A 14,095-nucleotide genomic window follows, 5' to 3' on the forward strand; every position below is an offset into this window, starting at 1 on the left:
CCTCGCAAGTTCGTACCAAGGGAGCGCGCAGGGGTTGGCTAACCTACGAGAGCCATCCGAACAAGCCTTTCGGGCGCGGGACGGAAGTGCTACTCAGGCTGCTTCCCCAATGGAAACCAGACCATGATCCGTCCGCGCCGCAGTGTCCTGTTCATGCCCGGCTCGAATGCCCGCGCGCTCGACAAGGCGCGGAACCTGCCCTGCGACGCCGTCATCCTCGACCTTGAGGATTCGGTTGCGCCTGACGCAAAATCGATGGCGCGCGATCAGATCGCACAGGCCGTCGCCGCCGGCGGCTTCGGCAAGCGTGAGATCATCATCCGCATCAACAATCTGGAATCGCCGTGGTGGGAGGACGACCTGACCATGGCCGCCAGAGCGAAGCCCGACGGGATTCTGGTGCCCAAGATTTCACGCCCCGCCGATATCAAGAGGCTGGAGGAGCGCCTTCGCATGCTCAAGGCTGATCCCGGCATCGTGCTGTGGGCGATGATCGAATCCCCGCTTGGCGTTCTTTCGGCACAAGAGATCGCCGCGACCGCGCGCGAAGGCGACAAACGCCTCACCGGCTTCATCATGGGGCCGAACGATATCGCGCGCGAAACACGAATGCGGATGCTGCCGGGCCGCGCGGCAATGCTGCCGCTGTTCACGCATTGCATCCTCGCGGCGCGTGCCTATGGCCTTGAGATTCTCGACGGCCCCTACAACGACATCAGCGATGTGGCCGGATTCGCGAAGGAGTGCGCGCAGGGCCGCGACATGGGCTTCGACGGCAAGACGCTGATCCATCCGGGCCAGATCGATGCTGCCAACGCGGCCTACACGCCGCCCGCTGAAGAGATCGCCCGCGCGCGCAAGATCATGGGTGTGTTCGATCTGCCGGAGAACGCCAGCAAAGGCGTGGTGCAACTCGACGGCCAGATGGTCGAGCGGCTGCATGTCGAGATGGCAAAGCGCACCATTGCGATTGCAGATGCGATCGCGGCGCTCAAGACGGCGTAGCTGACGCCGAAAAGACAATGGCCGGGAACAAGCCCGGCCATAGTCCAAATTCAAAGATAGCGCGACTCGCTCACAGCCATGGGCGCTCGGCTTTTTCCTTCGCCTCGAACACGTCGATCGACTTGCCCTTTTCCATGGTCAGGCCGATGTCGTCGAGACCGTTCAGCATGCAGTGCTTGCGGAACGGATCGATCTCGAACTTGATCGTGCCGCCGTCGGGGCCGCGGATTTCCTGCTTCTCAAGATCGACCGTCAGCGTCGCGTTGGAGCCGCGGTCGGCGTCGTCGAACAGCTTGTCGAGTTCGTCCTGCGAGACGCGGATCGGCAGAATGCCGTTCTTGAAGCAGTTGTTGTAGAAAATGTCGCCGAACGAGGTCGAGATGATGCAGCGGATGCCGAAATCGCCGAGCGCCCATGGCGCGTGCTCGCGGCTCGATCCGCAACCGAAGTTGTCGCCGGCCACGAGAATCTTGGCCTTGCGGTAGGACGGCTTGTTGAGCACGAAATCCGGGTTCTCGCTGCCGTCGTCCTTGTAGCGCTGCTCGGAAAACAGTCCCTTGCCGAGGCCGGTGCGCTTGATGGTTTTGAGATACTGCTTGGGAATGATCATGTCGGTATCGACATTGATGATCTTCAGCGGTGCGGCGACGCCCTCGAGGGTCGTAAACTTGTCCATGATGTTCCCGTGAACCGGCTACAGTTTGAGGTGTTCTAAATATATCATCAACGCCGTCAAGGCTATGCGCTGAGGGGGGGGACACATCATGAACGCCATGCGCCGATTGCTGTCCGCAGGGCTGGTTTTGGCCGCCGGCGCGGCCGTTCTGGCGGTGCCGACCGGGGTCCGCGCCGAAATGTGGTGCATCCGCGATTTCGGCGCTGACCGGCCGGTGTGCGTGTTCGCCACGGCGCAGGACTGCACGTCGGCTGCGGTGATCCGGGGCGGCATCTGCGAACGCGAACGCTTGGGAAGTGCCGCCGCGGCTCAAGACCGGAAGCCTGCCTCGCATGTCAGGTAACGGTAGCCTCGATCGCTTCCATGTCGTCGTCCGACAGTCCAAAATGGTGACCGATCTCGTGCACCAGAACATGCGTCACGACATGACCCAGGGTCTCGTCGTGCTCGGCCCAGTAATCGAGGATCGGACGGCGATAGAGCCAGATCATGTTCGGCATCGGAGCGATGTCGCCGCTTGACTGGAATGGCAGGCCGACGCCTTGGAACAGGCCGAGCAGATCGAATTCGCTCTCGGCCTTCATCTCCTCAAGAACGTCCTCCGACGGGAAGTCGTCGATCTGGATGATCAATCCCTCGCAGAGATCGCGAAAGTGTTTCGGCAACCGCGCGAAGGCGTCATGCGCGATCGCTTCCATGTCTTCAAGGGTGGGGGATTTTGCAGTCGGCCACATCGCTCCTGTTTAAAGGGCTTGTCCACCGGGGCCAAGGGTTTCGAAGAGCACTTCAAAAAGGGTTGGCATGACGCCGAACTCCCCCTCTGCGTGTTCATGGTGTTGACGGGCGCGCCTCAATCGGAGACGTTGCCGCCCATCGACTGAACTTATGGATACGGGACGGCGCTTCATGACGCGGGCAGGGATTTCGGCCATTCTGGGCCTCTTTGCAGGCCTGATTGTTTGGGCGTTGCCGGGTATGGCACAGGCTCAATCTGCTTCGACGGCTGTCCATCATGGGCTGACCGCCGAGGAATTTTCCGCGCAGAGCCGTGAGGTCATTCGCCGCACGCCGCGCCGCATCCGGATTTATCGCGGCTCGAACTATCCCGGTCCGAACTCCAAGCGTGTCTGCAATGCGCACTACGAGCATGAGTATCGCCCGAGCGGAACGGTGATCGTGCCGCGCGTGAACTGCTATTGGAGCGGCTGACTTTCGGCGAGCGGTTCAGTTTTTTCTGAATGCGCCGATCGTCGGCGGCGAATACCGTGGCACACAATCCATCGATACCAATTGTCATCGTCGCCTGCGGCGCGATGCCGCGCGAGCAAATCTGTTCATCAATGCGGCGCAGACATTCAGCGCGCATTCACGTCATTCTTCCTAGCCTGATGCAAACGAACTTCGGACAGAAACACGCGCCGGAATTCGTTCAAGCTCACGAGGAGAGAGTGTTCATGAAGATGAATGTCAGAACGATTTTTGGTCTCGCAGCCGTCGCCGGGCTGCTCGCGGTTGCAGTACCCACGGGCGGCGCGCAGGCGTTGTCGCTGATGAATCCGGCTGCGAGTTCGTCCGCGAAACAGGCATCCGAGCCCATGGCAACGCAGGTTCACTGGCGCCGTCATCACCATCACCGCTGGCATCGCCACCATGGTTGGCGTCGCCATCACGGCTGGCATCATCACCATGGTTGGCGCCACCATCGCCGTCATCATTGGTATTAAGTTAAGCTTCGATCAACGATGCGGATCGACCAGAATTGATCAAATCCGCACGTCATGATCTTGCTCCAAACTCGACGTCATCCTTATTTTAGGCAGGGCCACCCGCTATGGCCCTGTCTGGTTCGCAGGGCCAACGCAGGCCATTGACGGACGGATGAACGTAAATCGGTGATGCGCGTTATCTTTAACGTGTCGAGCAACGATTGGAGGAGAACTGCAATGAGAAAGCTTGTGGGAGCCGCGGCGGTTGCTGCCGCTCTTTCAATTGCCGGCTGGATGTCGCTCGCGCCTGCGAGCGCCGCATCACCGGCCACGACGGCGTCGCGTGACGCGCGTCCGGCGGAAGCCCAGCCGACCGATGTCAGTGCGCGTCGCCGCTATTACCGGCGCTACGGTTACTACGGCCCGCGCTATTACAGGCCGTATTATCGGCCCTACTATCGCCCTTACTACCGACCGTATTACGGGTATGGCTATGGTTATCGTCCGTACTATCGCCCCTATTATTATCGGCCGGCCTATTACCGGCCTTACGGTTACGGCTACGGCTATCCCTATGGTGGTTATGGTTACGGCTATGGCGGTCCCCGTTTCTATGGACCGGGCCTCAGCATCGGCTTCGGCTGGTAAGTCTGGCGCGAGCAAAACAAAACAGGCGCTCTTTCGAGCGCCTGTTTTTATTTGATCGGTCGATGTCGATGCGAATGGCTCAGGTCGAATGCCATTCGCGGATATCGACGAAGTGTCCGGCGATCGCTGCGGCTGCGGCCATCGCGGGCGACACCAGATGGGTGCGGCCCTTGAAGCCCTGACGGCCCTCGAAGTTGCGGTTCGACGTCGACGCGCAGCGTTCTTCCGGCGCCAGCTTGTCGGGATTCATCGCAAGGCACATCGAGCAGCCCGGCTCGCGCCACTCGAAGCCGGCCTTGATGAAGATCTTGTCGAGCCCTTCGGCTTCCGCCTGCTCTTTCACAAGGCCCGAACCCGGCACGATCATCGCATTGACATTGCCATTGACGTGGTGGCCGGCGACGACCTTCGCTGCCGCGCGCAAATCCTCGATGCGCCCGTTGGTGCATGAGCCGATGAAGATGCGATCAAGCTTGATGTCGGTGATCTTGGTGCCCGCCTTGAGGCCCATGTAAGCCAGCGCGCGCTCCTTCGACAGGCGCTTCGCCTCGTCTTCGATCTTCGCAGGATCAGGTACGGAGCCGGTGATGGAAATCACGTCCTCGGGCGAAGTGCCCCAGGTCACGATCGGCGGCAGCTTCGCGGCATCGAGACGAATCTCGTGATCGAAATGCGCACCCTCGTCGGTGCGCAGCGTGTTCCAGTAGCGCAATCCGGCGTCCCATGCCTCGCCGGTCGGTGCCATCGGACGGCCCTTGAGGAATTCATAGGCCTTTTCATCCGGCGCAATGAGGCCGGCGCGGGCGCCGCCCTCGATCGACATGTTGCAGACCGTCATGCGGCCTTCCATCGACAGCGAACGGATCGCGTCGCCGGCGTATTCCAGCACGTAACCTGTGCCGCCCGCGGTGCCGATCTCGCCGATGATGGCAAGGATGATGTCCTTCGCAGTGACGCCGTCGGGCAAGGTGCCGTCGACGGTGGCGCGCATGTTCTTGGCCTTCTTCTGGATCAGCGTCTGGGTGGCGAGCACATGCTCGACTTCCGACGTGCCGATGCCGTGCGCCAGCGCGCCGAACGCGCCGTGCGTCGAGGTGTGGCTGTCGCCGCAGACGATCGTCGTGCCGGGCAGCGTGAAGCCCTGCTCAGGACCGATCACGTGCACGATGCCCTGACGCTTGTCGTACTCGTTGAAATACTCCACGCCGAATTCGCGCGCGTTCTCGGCGAGCGTCGCGATCTGCTCGGCGCTTTCCGGATCGGGATTAGGCTTCGAGCGGTCGGTGGTCGGAACGTTGTGATCCACCACGGCCAGCGTCTTCTTCGGGGCGCGAACCTTGCGGCCCGAGGTGCGCAATCCTTCAAAGGCCTGCGGCGAGGTGACTTCATGGACAAGATGGCGGTCGATGTAGAGCAGACAGGTGCCGTCGGGCTGCTCATCAACCAGATGGTCGTTCCAGATCTTGTCGTAGAGAGTGGTCGCTTTGGCCATGTTCGTCGTCCGATTTTACTGCCCGCATGGGTATTTAGGGGCCTTTGGGGCCGCCGGTAACATAGGCGGCCTTTTTACTCGCTTAACCTTCGAGGGGAAAGTATCCTGACCACATAATAGCTTACGCAGGATGGCACAATGTCTTCACGCCCGCCGGTTGCACCGTATCTGACTGTTTCACCTGCGGCCGGAGCGATCGCTTTTTACACCGCCGCCTTCGACGCCAAGCAGAAGGCGCTGATGCCGGCGATGGACGGCCTGCGCATCCTGCATTGCGAACTCGAAATCAACGGCGGCGCGCTGTTTCTGTCCGACGCGTTTCCCGAATTCGGCACTGCGCGGATGCCGCTGCCGGGCGAGCCGGTGACCATGTCGGTCAGTCTCGAATTCGCAACCGCTGACGAAGTCGACGAAGTCTTCACGCGCGCCACCAAGCTCGGCGCGAAAGGCGAGGTGACACCGACCTATTCGTTCTGGGGCACGCGAACCGCGATCCTGCGCGATCCGTTCGGCCACCGCTGGATCATGAACGGTCCGCTGACGCAGAAGTAGGCGCGAGCGACCTGCCGAAAACAAAAAAGCGCGGTGAGGCACCGCGCTTTTCTTAAATCATCGAGTGTTGCGCGATTACTCGCCCGAAGCAGCCTTCAGCGATTCTTTTTCGCGGTTGTCCTGCTTCTCGACGATGCGCGCCGACTTGCCGCGCAGACCGCGCAGGTAATACAGCTTGGCGCGGCGCACCTTGCCGCGGCGCACGAGCTTGATCGAGTCGATCATCGGCGAGTAGATCGGGAACACGCGCTCCACGCCTTCGCCGTAGGAAATCTTGCGGACGGTGAAGCTCTCATGGATGCCACCGCCGTTGCGGCCGATGCAGACGCCTTCATAGGCCTGCACGCGCGAACGCTCGCCTTCGACAACCTTGACGTTGACGACGACCGTGTCGCCCGGTCCGAAATCCGGAATCGTCTTTCCTGCGGAAAGCTTTTCCAGCTGCTCTTTGTCGAGCTCTTGAATGAGGTCCATCACAAAACTCCATCGGCGGCGCGCCCGGAAGGGGCTGCGCGGAAATTCGTATCCAGCATCTGCACGGATTGGCCGGTGCTATACGCCAAAGCCGCCCGGTTGTCACCCTTTTGTCGTGTCTTTTCGTATGCCGGGCGCGATGTTTTGAGTGGCCGTTTGAACGGTCTTGGCCGCCCAGAGGTCCGGGCGCCGGGCGCGGGTCAGGGCTTCGGCTTCCGCCCGCCGCCAGGCCTCAATCCGGGCATGGTCACCCGAGACCAGCACATCCGGGATGGTTTGGCCCTCGAACTCCTGGGGGCGGGTGTATTGGGGGTATTCAAGTAGTCCATCCGAGAAACTTTCGTCCATTCCGGAGCTTAGCTTCCCCATGACGCCCGGCAGAAGCCGCACGCAGGCGTCTATCAGGGCCAGGGCTGCGATTTCGCCGCCCGAGAGCACGTAGTCCCCCAGGGAGATTTCCTCGAGCCCACGGGCCTCGATGACCCGCTGATCGATCCCCTCGAAGCGCCCGCAGACGATCAGCGGGCCGGGCCCGGAGGCGAGTTCCATGACCTTTTTCTGGGTCAGGGGGGTGCCGCGCGGGCTCATCAGGAGGCGCGGGCGCTCCGGGGCGATCTGTGCGGCGTCAATCGCAGTGGCCAGCACATCGGCGCGCAGCACCATGCCGGGGCCGCCGCCCGCCGGCGTGTCATCGACGCTGCGATGCCTGTCTGTGGCGGCGTCGCGAATGTCGCGGGCCTCCAGTGCCCAGACGCCCGACGCAAGCGCCTTCCCCGCAAGGCTGACGCCGAGCGGGCCGGGAAACATCTCCGGAAACAGCGTGAGCACGGTGGCGCGCCACATGGTCGGGTATCCCGGTTCAGATGTCCGCGTCGGACGGAGAATCGCCTTCAATCTCTTGCGGCATCACGATCACCACATGGCCGCCGGCGAGATCCACCGTCGGCACCACCGCGTCGGTAAACGGCAGCAGCAATGTCGGCCCCTGCGGCGGCGCGATTTCAATGATGTCGCCTGCGCCAAAATTATGGATCGCGAGCACCTTGCCGATCGCGGTGCCTGCCGGATCGAGCGCGCGCAGTCCGATCAGGTCGGCGTGATAGTATTCGCCTTCGTCCGTCTCGGGCAGCTTGTCGCGGGAAATATAAAGCTCAAGGCCATTGATGCGCTCGGCATCTTCGCGGGTCGTGATGCCCTTGAGCACCGCAACCAGATGATCCTTGGCAATCCGGGCGCGCACCACTTCAAACTGACGCAGGCCGTCTTTGGTCGAGAGCGGCCCGTAATCGATCACCGCCATCGGATCTTCGGTGAACGGCCACAGCCGCACCTCGCCGCGCACACCGTGCGCGGCGCCGATTCTTGCAACGCAGATTTGCGCTGCTTTTGTCATGCTAGTGTCCTGCATCCGAAGTTCGCCTCATGTGCGGCACCTTCCCCAGCGAACTTCGGATGCGAAAGGACACTAGCCAAATATAATTACAGTGTGGCTTTGGTTTACAAGTCCGCAAACGAAACGCGCTGCGCGAACGATGCGGAGTTGTAAACCGCCACACTGTTTGCTTACGCCTTGGCGGCGGCTTCAGCGTTGGCCTTGCGTTCCTTGCGCGGCACGGCTTTCTCCGGATTCTTGCGCGGCTCACGCTTCTTCACGCCGGCGGCGTCGAGGAAGCGCATCACGCGGTCCGACGGCTGCGCGCCCTTGGCGAGCCAGGCCTTGACCTTGTCCATGTCGAGCTTGAGGCGGGTCTCGTTGTCCTTCGGCAGCAGCGGGTTGAAGTGGCCGAGACGCTCGATGAAACGGCCGTCGCGCGGAAAGCGCGAGTCGGCGACGACGACGTGATAGACCGGACGCTTCTTGGTGCCTGCGCGAGCAAGGCGGATAACGACTGACATTCTCTTCTCCGTTGGTGTGTTTGAATTTCGTGAAAACTGTTTCGGCTATTTCTTCTTGCCGATCCCCGGAAATCCGCCGAGGCCTGGCAGTGTCGGTTTTCCAAGACCCGGCAGGCCAGATCCTGGAAGATTTGGAAAATCTTTCGGCAGCGTCGGTGCGCCTTGCGGAATTCCTCCGGGCATCTTCGCTGCCAATTCCTTCATCGCGTCGGCTGACGGCATGCCGCCTCCGCCGAAGCCCATCGCCTGCGCCATGCCCGCGAGCGGGCCGCGCTTGCCCTGACCCATGGCCTTCATCATGTCGGCCATGTTCCGGTGCATCTTGAGCAGCTTGTTGACTTCCTCGACCTTGAGGCCCGCGCCGGCGGCAATGCGCTTCTTGCGGCTGGCCTTGAGGATGTCGGGATTTTTGCGCTCCTCGCGCGTCATGGAGTCGATCACCGCCATCTGGCGCTTCACGACCTTGTCGTCGAGGTTCGCGGCCGCGATCTGGTTCTTCATCTTGGCGATGCCGGGCATCATGCCCATCAGGCCGCCGAGACCGCCCATGGTCTGCATCTGCTGCAACTGATCGCGCAGGTCGGCAAGGTCGAACTTGCCCTTGCGCATCTTCTCGGCGACACGCGCGGCCTTCTCGGCGTCGATATGCGCCGCGGCTTTTTCAACGAGCGAGACGACGTCGCCCATGCCGAGGATGCGGCCGGCGATGCGCGAGGGATGAAAATCTTCCAGCGCATCGGTTTTTTCGCCGGTACCGATCAGCTTGATCGGCTTGCCGGTGACAGCGCGCATGGAGAGCGCGGCGCCGCCGCGTCCGTCGCCGTCCACGCGTGTCAGCACGATGCCGGTGAGGCCGACACGCTGATCGAACGCGCGCGCGAGATTGACGGCGTCCTGGCCGGTCAACGAGTCCGCGACCAGCAGCACTTCATGCGGCTTAGCGGCGGTTTTCACCTCCGCGGCTTCCGTCATCATCTCTTCGTCGAGGGTGGTGCGGCCCGCGGTATCGAGCAGCACGATGTCGTAGCCGCCGAGCTTGCCAGCTTGCAGCGCGCGCTGCGCGATCTGCACCGGCTTCTGACCCGCGACGATAGGAAGGGTTTCGACCGAGAGATCGCGGCCCAGAACTGCGAGCTGTTCCTGCGCAGCCGGGCGATAGACGTCGAGCGACGCCATCAGAACTTTTTTCTTGTCGCGCTGGGTCAGGCGGCGCGCCAGTTTCGCGGTGGTGGTGGTTTTGCCGGAGCCCTGCAGGCCGACCATCATGATGGCGACAGGCGCAGGCGCATTGAGATCGATCTGCTGGCCGTCGGAGCCGAGGGTCGCGACCAGTTCGTCGTGGACGATCTTCACGACCATCTGGCCGGGGGTGACCGACTTCACCACGGTGGCGCCGATCGCCTGCTCGCGCACCTTGTCGGTGAACGAGCGCACCACGTCGAGCGCGACGTCGGCCTCAAGCAGCGCGCGGCGCACTTCGCGCATGGCGGCGTCGACATCGGCCTCCGACAGCGCACCGCGCCGTGTCAGCCGATCGAGAATGCCTCCAAGCTTTTCCGACAAATTGTCGAACATCGCCGAACCGTATCCCGTTGCTCATGTCCCGTTGGGGACGTGAAATTCCAAACACGTTTACGCCCGAGGGCGCACAGCGCTGTCGGGCGTTGGCCTCCGGCATCCGGTGCCGGGCGGCGGGTCGAAAAGAACGTCTTTTCGAGAATTGCGGCGTTTAAACCGCTCAAAGCCCGAAAAGTCAAGAAAAGACCGGAAAATGCTGATTCTGGGGCATGTTGCGGATGGTCTGTGGGGAACCTAAGTGTTGCCCACACCGGCCATTTCAGGCCAATCGAGGCCCATGACCATTTCCCGCCGCCGCTTTTTTGCCCTGTTCGCAGGTGCCGCCCTCGCCGTGGGTCTGCCGTCCGTCTGGATATCCCGCATGAAAACCTATGCCGGCCCCCCGTCCGATCATTTCGACGGCACCTATTTTTTTGACCCCGATGGTTCTCCGCCGAAGAAGCTCTGGGAGGTTCTGCGCTGGCAGATCACCAAGCAGGCGGCAAAATGGCCCGAACGCGCGCCTTCGCCCTATGCCGACACGCCGCCGCAGCAGGTGACGGGCAACAAGGTGCGGTTCTCCTATGTCGGCCACGCAAGCTGGCTGATCCAGACCGCGGGCCTCAACATCCTGGTCGATCCGGTATGGTCGGAGCGCGCGTCGCCTGTGAGCTTCGCGGGACCGAAGCGCGTCAACGATCCCGGTATCGATTTCGACAAGCTGCCGACCATTGATGTGGTGCTGGTCTCGCACGGGCACTACGATCATCTCGATGCGCGAACCCTGTCGCGGCTTGCCGCGAAATTCTCACCGCGCGTCGTCACCCCGCTCGGCAACGATGTGACGATGGCGTCGAACGACCCGGCGATTCGTGCCGAAGCGTTTGACTGGAACGAGCGCGTCGAGATCGGCAACGGTGTCGCGGTCACCCTGGTGGCGACGCGTCACTGGACCGCGCGCGGGCTGTTCGATCGCAACAAGGCGCTGTGGGCGAGCTTTGTGCTGGAGACGCCGGCCGGAAAACTCTATCTCGTCGCCGATTCCGGCTATGGCACCGGCGCGCATTTCCGGCGTGTCCGCGACGCGCATGGCCCATTGCGCGCTGCGATCCTGCCGATCGGCGCCTATGAGCCGCGCTGGTTCATGCGCGAGATGCACATGAATCCTGAAGATGCGGTGAAGGCGCTGGCGGATTGCGGGGCCGAGATGGCGCTGGCGCATCATCACGGCACGTTTCAGCTGACCGATGAGGCGATCGACGCGCCGGTCAATGATCTAGCGACGGCGCTCGATACAGCAGGTGTTGCGCGCGACAGGTTTGTCGCGCTCAAGCCCGGTCAGGTGTTCGAGATATGAAGCCGGCCACGTCGCACATCTGTCATTGCCGGGCTTGACCCGGCAATCGATCTTTCAAGATTCGTTTTCAGATGGATGCCCGGGTCAAGCCCGGGCATAACAATCGTTATCGGGGTGCGCCTCGCATTCATGCGCAGGAATTACTGCGCCTTTTGCTTGAGCTCGTAAGACACGCTCACCGAGACACGCAGCGTTTCCTGGCCCTGTGCCACCGGCGCGGATGCGGCCATGTCGGCGGCCATCTTGCGATACGGCACCGGGCCCGGCGCGGTTTCTTCAGAGATGCTGATCGGTGCGCCGAGCGAGATGTTCGCGGCCTTCGCATAGATCTCCGCCTTGCGCCGTGCATCGGCGACGGCCTCGGAGCGTGCGTCGTCCAGCAGCTTCGAGGCTTTCGACACCATGAAGCTGATGCCGCTGATCTCGTTGGCGCCGGAGCCCACCAGCACGTCGATGGTGTCGGCAACCTTGGTGATGTCGCGAATGGTGACGGTGACACGGTTGCTGGCGCGGTAACCGACGATCAGGAACGGCGCATTGGCATTGCGATTCGGCGCGCTCTGCGGCGACAGCGACAGGCGCGATGTCTGGATATCTTTTTCGGCGATGCCGGCGGTTTTCAGCGCCTGCAGGACGACGCCCATCGCCTTGTTGTTGGCTTCGGAGGCCTCGCGCGCAGTCTTCGCTTCGGTGGTGACGCCGCTGTCGATCTGCGCCAGATCCGGCGGCACCGAGATCGAGGCTTCGCCGGTGACTGAGACGGTCGGCGGCAGGGACTGTCCGGACGCGGACGATGCCATGGTGGCGATGGCGATCGCGGCGAAAACGGTGCGGGCACGCATTATGAAACTCCAGATTCGATTTGAGCGGCAGTTCTACTTCAGCGGGACGTAGACATTGATGATGAGGTTGTCTTCGGTCGTCGTCAGTGGATCGGTGATGTACTCTTCGATGAACGTATCTTTGGCCTCCAGCTTCTTGTCATCGAGGTGGTTGGTGATCGCCTCATAGGTGTTGTCCATGTTGTCGTATGAACCGCGATGGACGAACTTCAGTGTCGGGCCTTCGGGCGATGTGCCGATGCTCATGCCCCTGCCAAGATTCTTCGGGTCCTGTTCGACCGGAATTTCAGCCTGATAGGTGAAACCTGCGTCGTCGGTTGAGGTGTAGACGATCAGCGACGATCCGGCGGGCTTGATGCCCTGCTTGTCGAGAAAGCCCGCTAGCGTTTTCAGGGATCCGACCAGCGTTTCGAACGCGTTATCCCAGGCCGCGCTGCCTCTCAGCATCACGACCTTTTTGGCGGTCAGGCTCTGTTGCTCCCCAAACGGATCGGCGGTTTTCACACTTGGCGCGGCTGGCGTCGCGGGTGCCTCTGCCGCAGGAGCCGATGGAGTCGCGGGCGGTGTTGCCGGTGCCTGCGCGCTGGCCGGCGGGGTTTCCGCGGCCGGCGCAGACGGGGCCGCCGGGCTTGCTGTTGAAGCCGGAGGAGTGGGGGGCGTCGGCGTGGCGGTCTCGGGCGCTGCGGGTGCGGCCGAAGGCGCCGGAGCCGGGGTTGCCGGGGGGACCGCCGTGGCTGCCGTATTTGCCGGCGGCGACTGGACCGGTACCGGCCCCATCGGCAGCTTGATCCAGACCGCTGCCGCAACGACCAGCGCCAAGGCGACCAAAACGGCAACGCGGGTATTACTCATTCATGGTCTCCGAGGCGTCAGCGGGGGTAAATCTTGTCCGGCGGCGAAGCAGACACAGTTTACCACGAACCGCTCGGAACTGGCATGCGTTCCAAACTTGGCAATCGCGAGGCAGGCGCTCACTCTGGTCAAGTCGCTCTGCATTCGCCATATAGGCTGGGACAATGAGCACACTCGCCAACCATAGCTTTGCCAAGATGAACGGCATCGGCAACGAAATCGTCGTGGTCGATCTGCGCGATTCTGCCGCAACCGTCACGCCGGATGAGGCTCGCGCGGTCGCGTCGCCCGCGGGCGTGCCCTATGATCAGCTGATGGTGCTGCATCCTCCGCGCGTTCAGGGGACCAGCGCCTTTATCCGCATTTACAACAATGACGGCTCGGAGGCCGCCGCCTGCGGCAACGGCATGCGCTGCGTCGCCCGGCAGGTGTTCGAGGAAACCGGCAAGAATGCGCTGACCTTTGAGACCCGTGCGGGCCTTTTGAATTGCTGGCAGGGACCGTCGCCCGGCCTCTATACAGTCGACATGGGCGTACCGAAGTTCGGCTGGCAGGATATTCCGCTGGCCGAGGAATTCCGCGACACACGTTACATCGAATTGCAGATTGGACCGATCGATGCGCCGATCCTGCATTCGCCGTCGGTCGTCAGCATGGGCAATCCGCACGCGATTTTCTGGGTCGACGACATCGAGGCTTACGATCTCGAACGGTTCGGCCCGCTGCTTGAAAATCACCCGATCTTTCCGGAGCGCGCAAACATCACGCTCGCCCATGTGGTCGACCGCGAGCATATCGTCATGCGCACCTGGGAGCGCGGCGCGGGTCTGACCCGGGCTTGCGGGTCGGCGGCGTGCGCAACTGCAGTGGCGGCGGCGCGGCTGAAGCGCACCGAACGTACTGTTCACATGACGCTGCCCGGCGGCGACCTCACCATCGAATGGCGTGCGCAGGACGATCATTTGCTGATGACCGGTCCCGCGGCCTTCGAGTTCGAGGGCCGCTTCGATCCGGCGCTGTTCGCCAACGTTGCATGAT

Annotated in this window: 18 protein-coding genes; 7 read left to right on the forward strand and 11 right to left on the reverse strand. The window is 62.3% G+C overall.

What is annotated here, in order from left to right; all coding sequences use genetic code 11:
- Positions 1–123 precede the first annotated feature (123 nt).
- Positions 124–1,005: a CoA ester lyase gene (locus I554_RS0111055; RefSeq protein WP_024575610.1), complete on the forward strand. Its 882-nt coding sequence runs from the start codon at positions 124–126 to the stop codon at positions 1,003–1,005.
- 70 nt (positions 1,006–1,075) lie between these two features.
- On the opposite strand, the gene leuD is transcribed toward I554_RS0111055, so the two are convergent.
- Complete coding sequence (leuD, locus tag I554_RS0111060) at positions 1,076–1,681, reverse strand: 3-isopropylmalate dehydratase small subunit (protein ID WP_024575611.1); 606 nt, start codon at positions 1,679–1,681, stop codon at positions 1,076–1,078.
- An 88-nt stretch (positions 1,682–1,769) separates the two neighbouring features.
- Here leuD and I554_RS0111065 point away from each other — a divergent pair, with 88 nt between their 5' ends.
- Positions 1,770–2,024, forward strand: coding sequence for a hypothetical protein (locus I554_RS0111065; protein ID WP_024575612.1), 255 nt, complete (start codon positions 1,770–1,772; stop codon positions 2,022–2,024).
- Here I554_RS0111065 and I554_RS0111070 read toward each other — a convergent pair.
- Positions 2,017–2,415 (reverse strand): metallopeptidase family protein, encoded by a 399-nt coding sequence (locus I554_RS0111070; protein WP_024575613.1) that lies wholly within the window; start codon positions 2,413–2,415, stop codon positions 2,017–2,019. The two genes, I554_RS0111065 and I554_RS0111070, sit on opposite strands and share 8 nt — an antisense overlap.
- A 172-nt stretch (positions 2,416–2,587) precedes the next feature.
- Here I554_RS0111070 and I554_RS0111080 point away from each other — a divergent pair, with 172 nt between their 5' ends.
- Positions 2,588–2,890 (forward strand): hypothetical protein, encoded by a 303-nt coding sequence (locus I554_RS0111080; protein WP_024575614.1) that lies wholly within the window; start codon positions 2,588–2,590, stop codon positions 2,888–2,890.
- A gap of 146 nt (positions 2,891–3,036) precedes the next feature.
- Here I554_RS0111080 and I554_RS27265 read toward each other — a convergent pair whose 3' ends face one another.
- Entirely contained in the window at positions 3,037–3,396 is a 360-nt protein-coding gene (locus I554_RS27265; RefSeq protein WP_024575615.1) for a hypothetical protein, read from the reverse strand.
- 228 nt (positions 3,397–3,624) lie between these two features.
- On the opposite strand from I554_RS27265, the gene I554_RS0111090 reads away from it, so the two are divergent.
- Entirely contained in the window at positions 3,625–4,035 is a 411-nt protein-coding gene (locus I554_RS0111090) for a hypothetical protein (RefSeq protein WP_024575616.1), read from the forward strand.
- Positions 4,036–4,114: 79 nt separating this feature from the next.
- Here I554_RS0111090 and leuC read toward each other — a convergent pair whose 3' ends face one another.
- A complete protein-coding gene (gene leuC / locus I554_RS0111095; RefSeq protein ID WP_024575617.1) occupies positions 4,115–5,527 on the reverse strand; it encodes a 3-isopropylmalate dehydratase large subunit in 1,413 nt (470 codons plus the stop codon).
- Positions 5,528–5,665: 138 nt separating this feature from the next.
- On the opposite strand from leuC, the gene I554_RS0111100 reads away from it, so the two are divergent.
- On the forward strand, positions 5,666–6,079 hold the full coding sequence (locus tag I554_RS0111100) for a VOC family protein (protein ID WP_024575618.1): 414 nt from the start codon (positions 5,666–5,668) through the stop codon (positions 6,077–6,079).
- Between the two features lie 75 nt (positions 6,080–6,154).
- On the opposite strand, the gene rplS is transcribed toward I554_RS0111100, so the two are convergent.
- The 5 genes from rplS to ffh all read right to left on the reverse strand — a co-directional run bounded on the left by rplS (position 6,155) and on the right by ffh (position 10,024).
- Positions 6,155–6,553 (reverse strand): 50S ribosomal protein L19, encoded by a 399-nt coding sequence (gene rplS, locus I554_RS0111105; RefSeq protein WP_024575619.1) that lies wholly within the window; start codon positions 6,551–6,553, stop codon positions 6,155–6,157.
- A 102-nt stretch (positions 6,554–6,655) separates the two neighbouring features.
- Positions 6,656–7,396, reverse strand: a complete 741-nt coding sequence (gene trmD / locus I554_RS0111110) for a tRNA (guanosine(37)-N1)-methyltransferase TrmD (protein WP_024575620.1) — start codon at positions 7,394–7,396, stop codon at positions 6,656–6,658.
- A gap of 16 nt (positions 7,397–7,412) precedes the next feature.
- Positions 7,413–7,946 (reverse strand): ribosome maturation factor RimM, encoded by a 534-nt coding sequence (rimM, locus tag I554_RS0111115; protein WP_024575621.1) that lies wholly within the window; start codon positions 7,944–7,946, stop codon positions 7,413–7,415.
- 170 nt (positions 7,947–8,116) lie between these two features.
- On the reverse strand, positions 8,117–8,449 hold the full coding sequence (gene rpsP / locus I554_RS0111120) for a 30S ribosomal protein S16 (protein ID WP_006023486.1): 333 nt from the start codon (positions 8,447–8,449) through the stop codon (positions 8,117–8,119).
- 45 nt (positions 8,450–8,494) lie between these two features.
- The gene (gene ffh, locus I554_RS0111125) at positions 8,495–10,024 is read right to left on the reverse strand and encodes a signal recognition particle protein (RefSeq protein ID WP_024575622.1); all 1,530 of its coding nucleotides are present in this window, start codon (positions 10,022–10,024) and stop codon (positions 8,495–8,497) included.
- A 280-nt stretch (positions 10,025–10,304) separates the two neighbouring features.
- Here ffh and I554_RS0111130 point away from each other — a divergent pair, with 280 nt between their 5' ends.
- Positions 10,305–11,363, forward strand: coding sequence for an MBL fold metallo-hydrolase (locus I554_RS0111130; protein ID WP_024575623.1), 1,059 nt, complete (start codon positions 10,305–10,307; stop codon positions 11,361–11,363).
- Between the two features lie 140 nt (positions 11,364–11,503).
- On the opposite strand, the gene I554_RS0111135 is transcribed toward I554_RS0111130, so the two are convergent.
- A complete protein-coding gene (locus I554_RS0111135; protein ID WP_024575624.1) occupies positions 11,504–12,205 on the reverse strand; it encodes an SIMPL domain-containing protein in 702 nt (233 codons plus the stop codon).
- A gap of 33 nt (positions 12,206–12,238) precedes the next feature.
- Positions 12,239–13,057, reverse strand: a complete 819-nt coding sequence (locus I554_RS26340; protein WP_024575625.1) for a GyrI-like domain-containing protein — start codon at positions 13,055–13,057, stop codon at positions 12,239–12,241.
- Positions 13,058–13,221: 164 nt separating this feature from the next.
- On the opposite strand from I554_RS26340, the gene dapF reads away from it, so the two are divergent.
- Positions 13,222–14,094: a diaminopimelate epimerase gene (gene dapF / locus I554_RS0111145; RefSeq protein ID WP_024575626.1), complete on the forward strand. Its 873-nt coding sequence runs from the start codon at positions 13,222–13,224 to the stop codon at positions 14,092–14,094.
- Position 14,095: the final 1 nt, after the last annotated feature.

Source organism: Afipia sp. OHSU_II-C1, from assembly GCF_000497575.1.
Taxonomy (GTDB): Bacteria; Pseudomonadota; Alphaproteobacteria; order Rhizobiales; family Xanthobacteraceae; genus Afipia.

What these genes read in the sequence shown, in the direction of transcription:
- I554_RS0111055 (WP_024575610.1), top strand. Translation starts at nt 124, where the DNA reads ATGATCCGTCCGCGCCGCAGTGTCCTGTTCATGCCCGGCTCGAATGCC.
- leuD (WP_024575611.1), bottom strand. Translation starts at nt 1,681, where the DNA reads ATGGACAAGTTTACGACCCTCGAGGGCGTCGCCGCACCGCTGAAGATC.
- I554_RS0111065 (WP_024575612.1), top strand. Translation starts at nt 1,770, where the DNA reads ATGAACGCCATGCGCCGATTGCTGTCCGCAGGGCTGGTTTTGGCCGCC.
- I554_RS0111070 (WP_024575613.1), bottom strand. Translation starts at nt 2,415, where the DNA reads ATGTGGCCGACTGCAAAATCCCCCACCCTTGAAGACATGGAAGCGATC.
- I554_RS0111080 (WP_024575614.1), top strand. Translation starts at nt 2,588, where the DNA reads ATGACGCGGGCAGGGATTTCGGCCATTCTGGGCCTCTTTGCAGGCCTG.
- I554_RS27265 (WP_024575615.1), bottom strand. Translation starts at nt 3,396, where the DNA reads ATGATGACGGCGATGGTGGCGCCAACCATGGTGATGATGCCAGCCGTG.
- I554_RS0111090 (WP_024575616.1), top strand. Translation starts at nt 3,625, where the DNA reads ATGAGAAAGCTTGTGGGAGCCGCGGCGGTTGCTGCCGCTCTTTCAATT.
- leuC (WP_024575617.1), bottom strand. Translation starts at nt 5,527, where the DNA reads ATGGCCAAAGCGACCACTCTCTACGACAAGATCTGGAACGACCATCTG.
- I554_RS0111100 (WP_024575618.1), top strand. Translation starts at nt 5,666, where the DNA reads ATGTCTTCACGCCCGCCGGTTGCACCGTATCTGACTGTTTCACCTGCG.
- rplS (WP_024575619.1), bottom strand. Translation starts at nt 6,553, where the DNA reads ATGGACCTCATTCAAGAGCTCGACAAAGAGCAGCTGGAAAAGCTTTCC.
- trmD (WP_024575620.1), bottom strand. Translation starts at nt 7,396, where the DNA reads ATGTGGCGCGCCACCGTGCTCACGCTGTTTCCGGAGATGTTTCCCGGC.
- rimM (WP_024575621.1), bottom strand. Translation starts at nt 7,946, where the DNA reads ATGACAAAAGCAGCGCAAATCTGCGTTGCAAGAATCGGCGCCGCGCAC.
- rpsP (WP_006023486.1), bottom strand. Translation starts at nt 8,449, where the DNA reads ATGTCAGTCGTTATCCGCCTTGCTCGCGCAGGCACCAAGAAGCGTCCG.
- ffh (WP_024575622.1), bottom strand. Translation starts at nt 10,024, where the DNA reads ATGTTCGACAATTTGTCGGAAAAGCTTGGAGGCATTCTCGATCGGCTG.
- I554_RS0111130 (WP_024575623.1), top strand. Translation starts at nt 10,305, where the DNA reads ATGACCATTTCCCGCCGCCGCTTTTTTGCCCTGTTCGCAGGTGCCGCC.
- I554_RS0111135 (WP_024575624.1), bottom strand. Translation starts at nt 12,205, where the DNA reads ATGCGTGCCCGCACCGTTTTCGCCGCGATCGCCATCGCCACCATGGCA.
- I554_RS26340 (WP_024575625.1), bottom strand. Translation starts at nt 13,057, where the DNA reads ATGAGTAATACCCGCGTTGCCGTTTTGGTCGCCTTGGCGCTGGTCGTT.
- dapF (WP_024575626.1), top strand. Translation starts at nt 13,222, where the DNA reads ATGAGCACACTCGCCAACCATAGCTTTGCCAAGATGAACGGCATCGGC.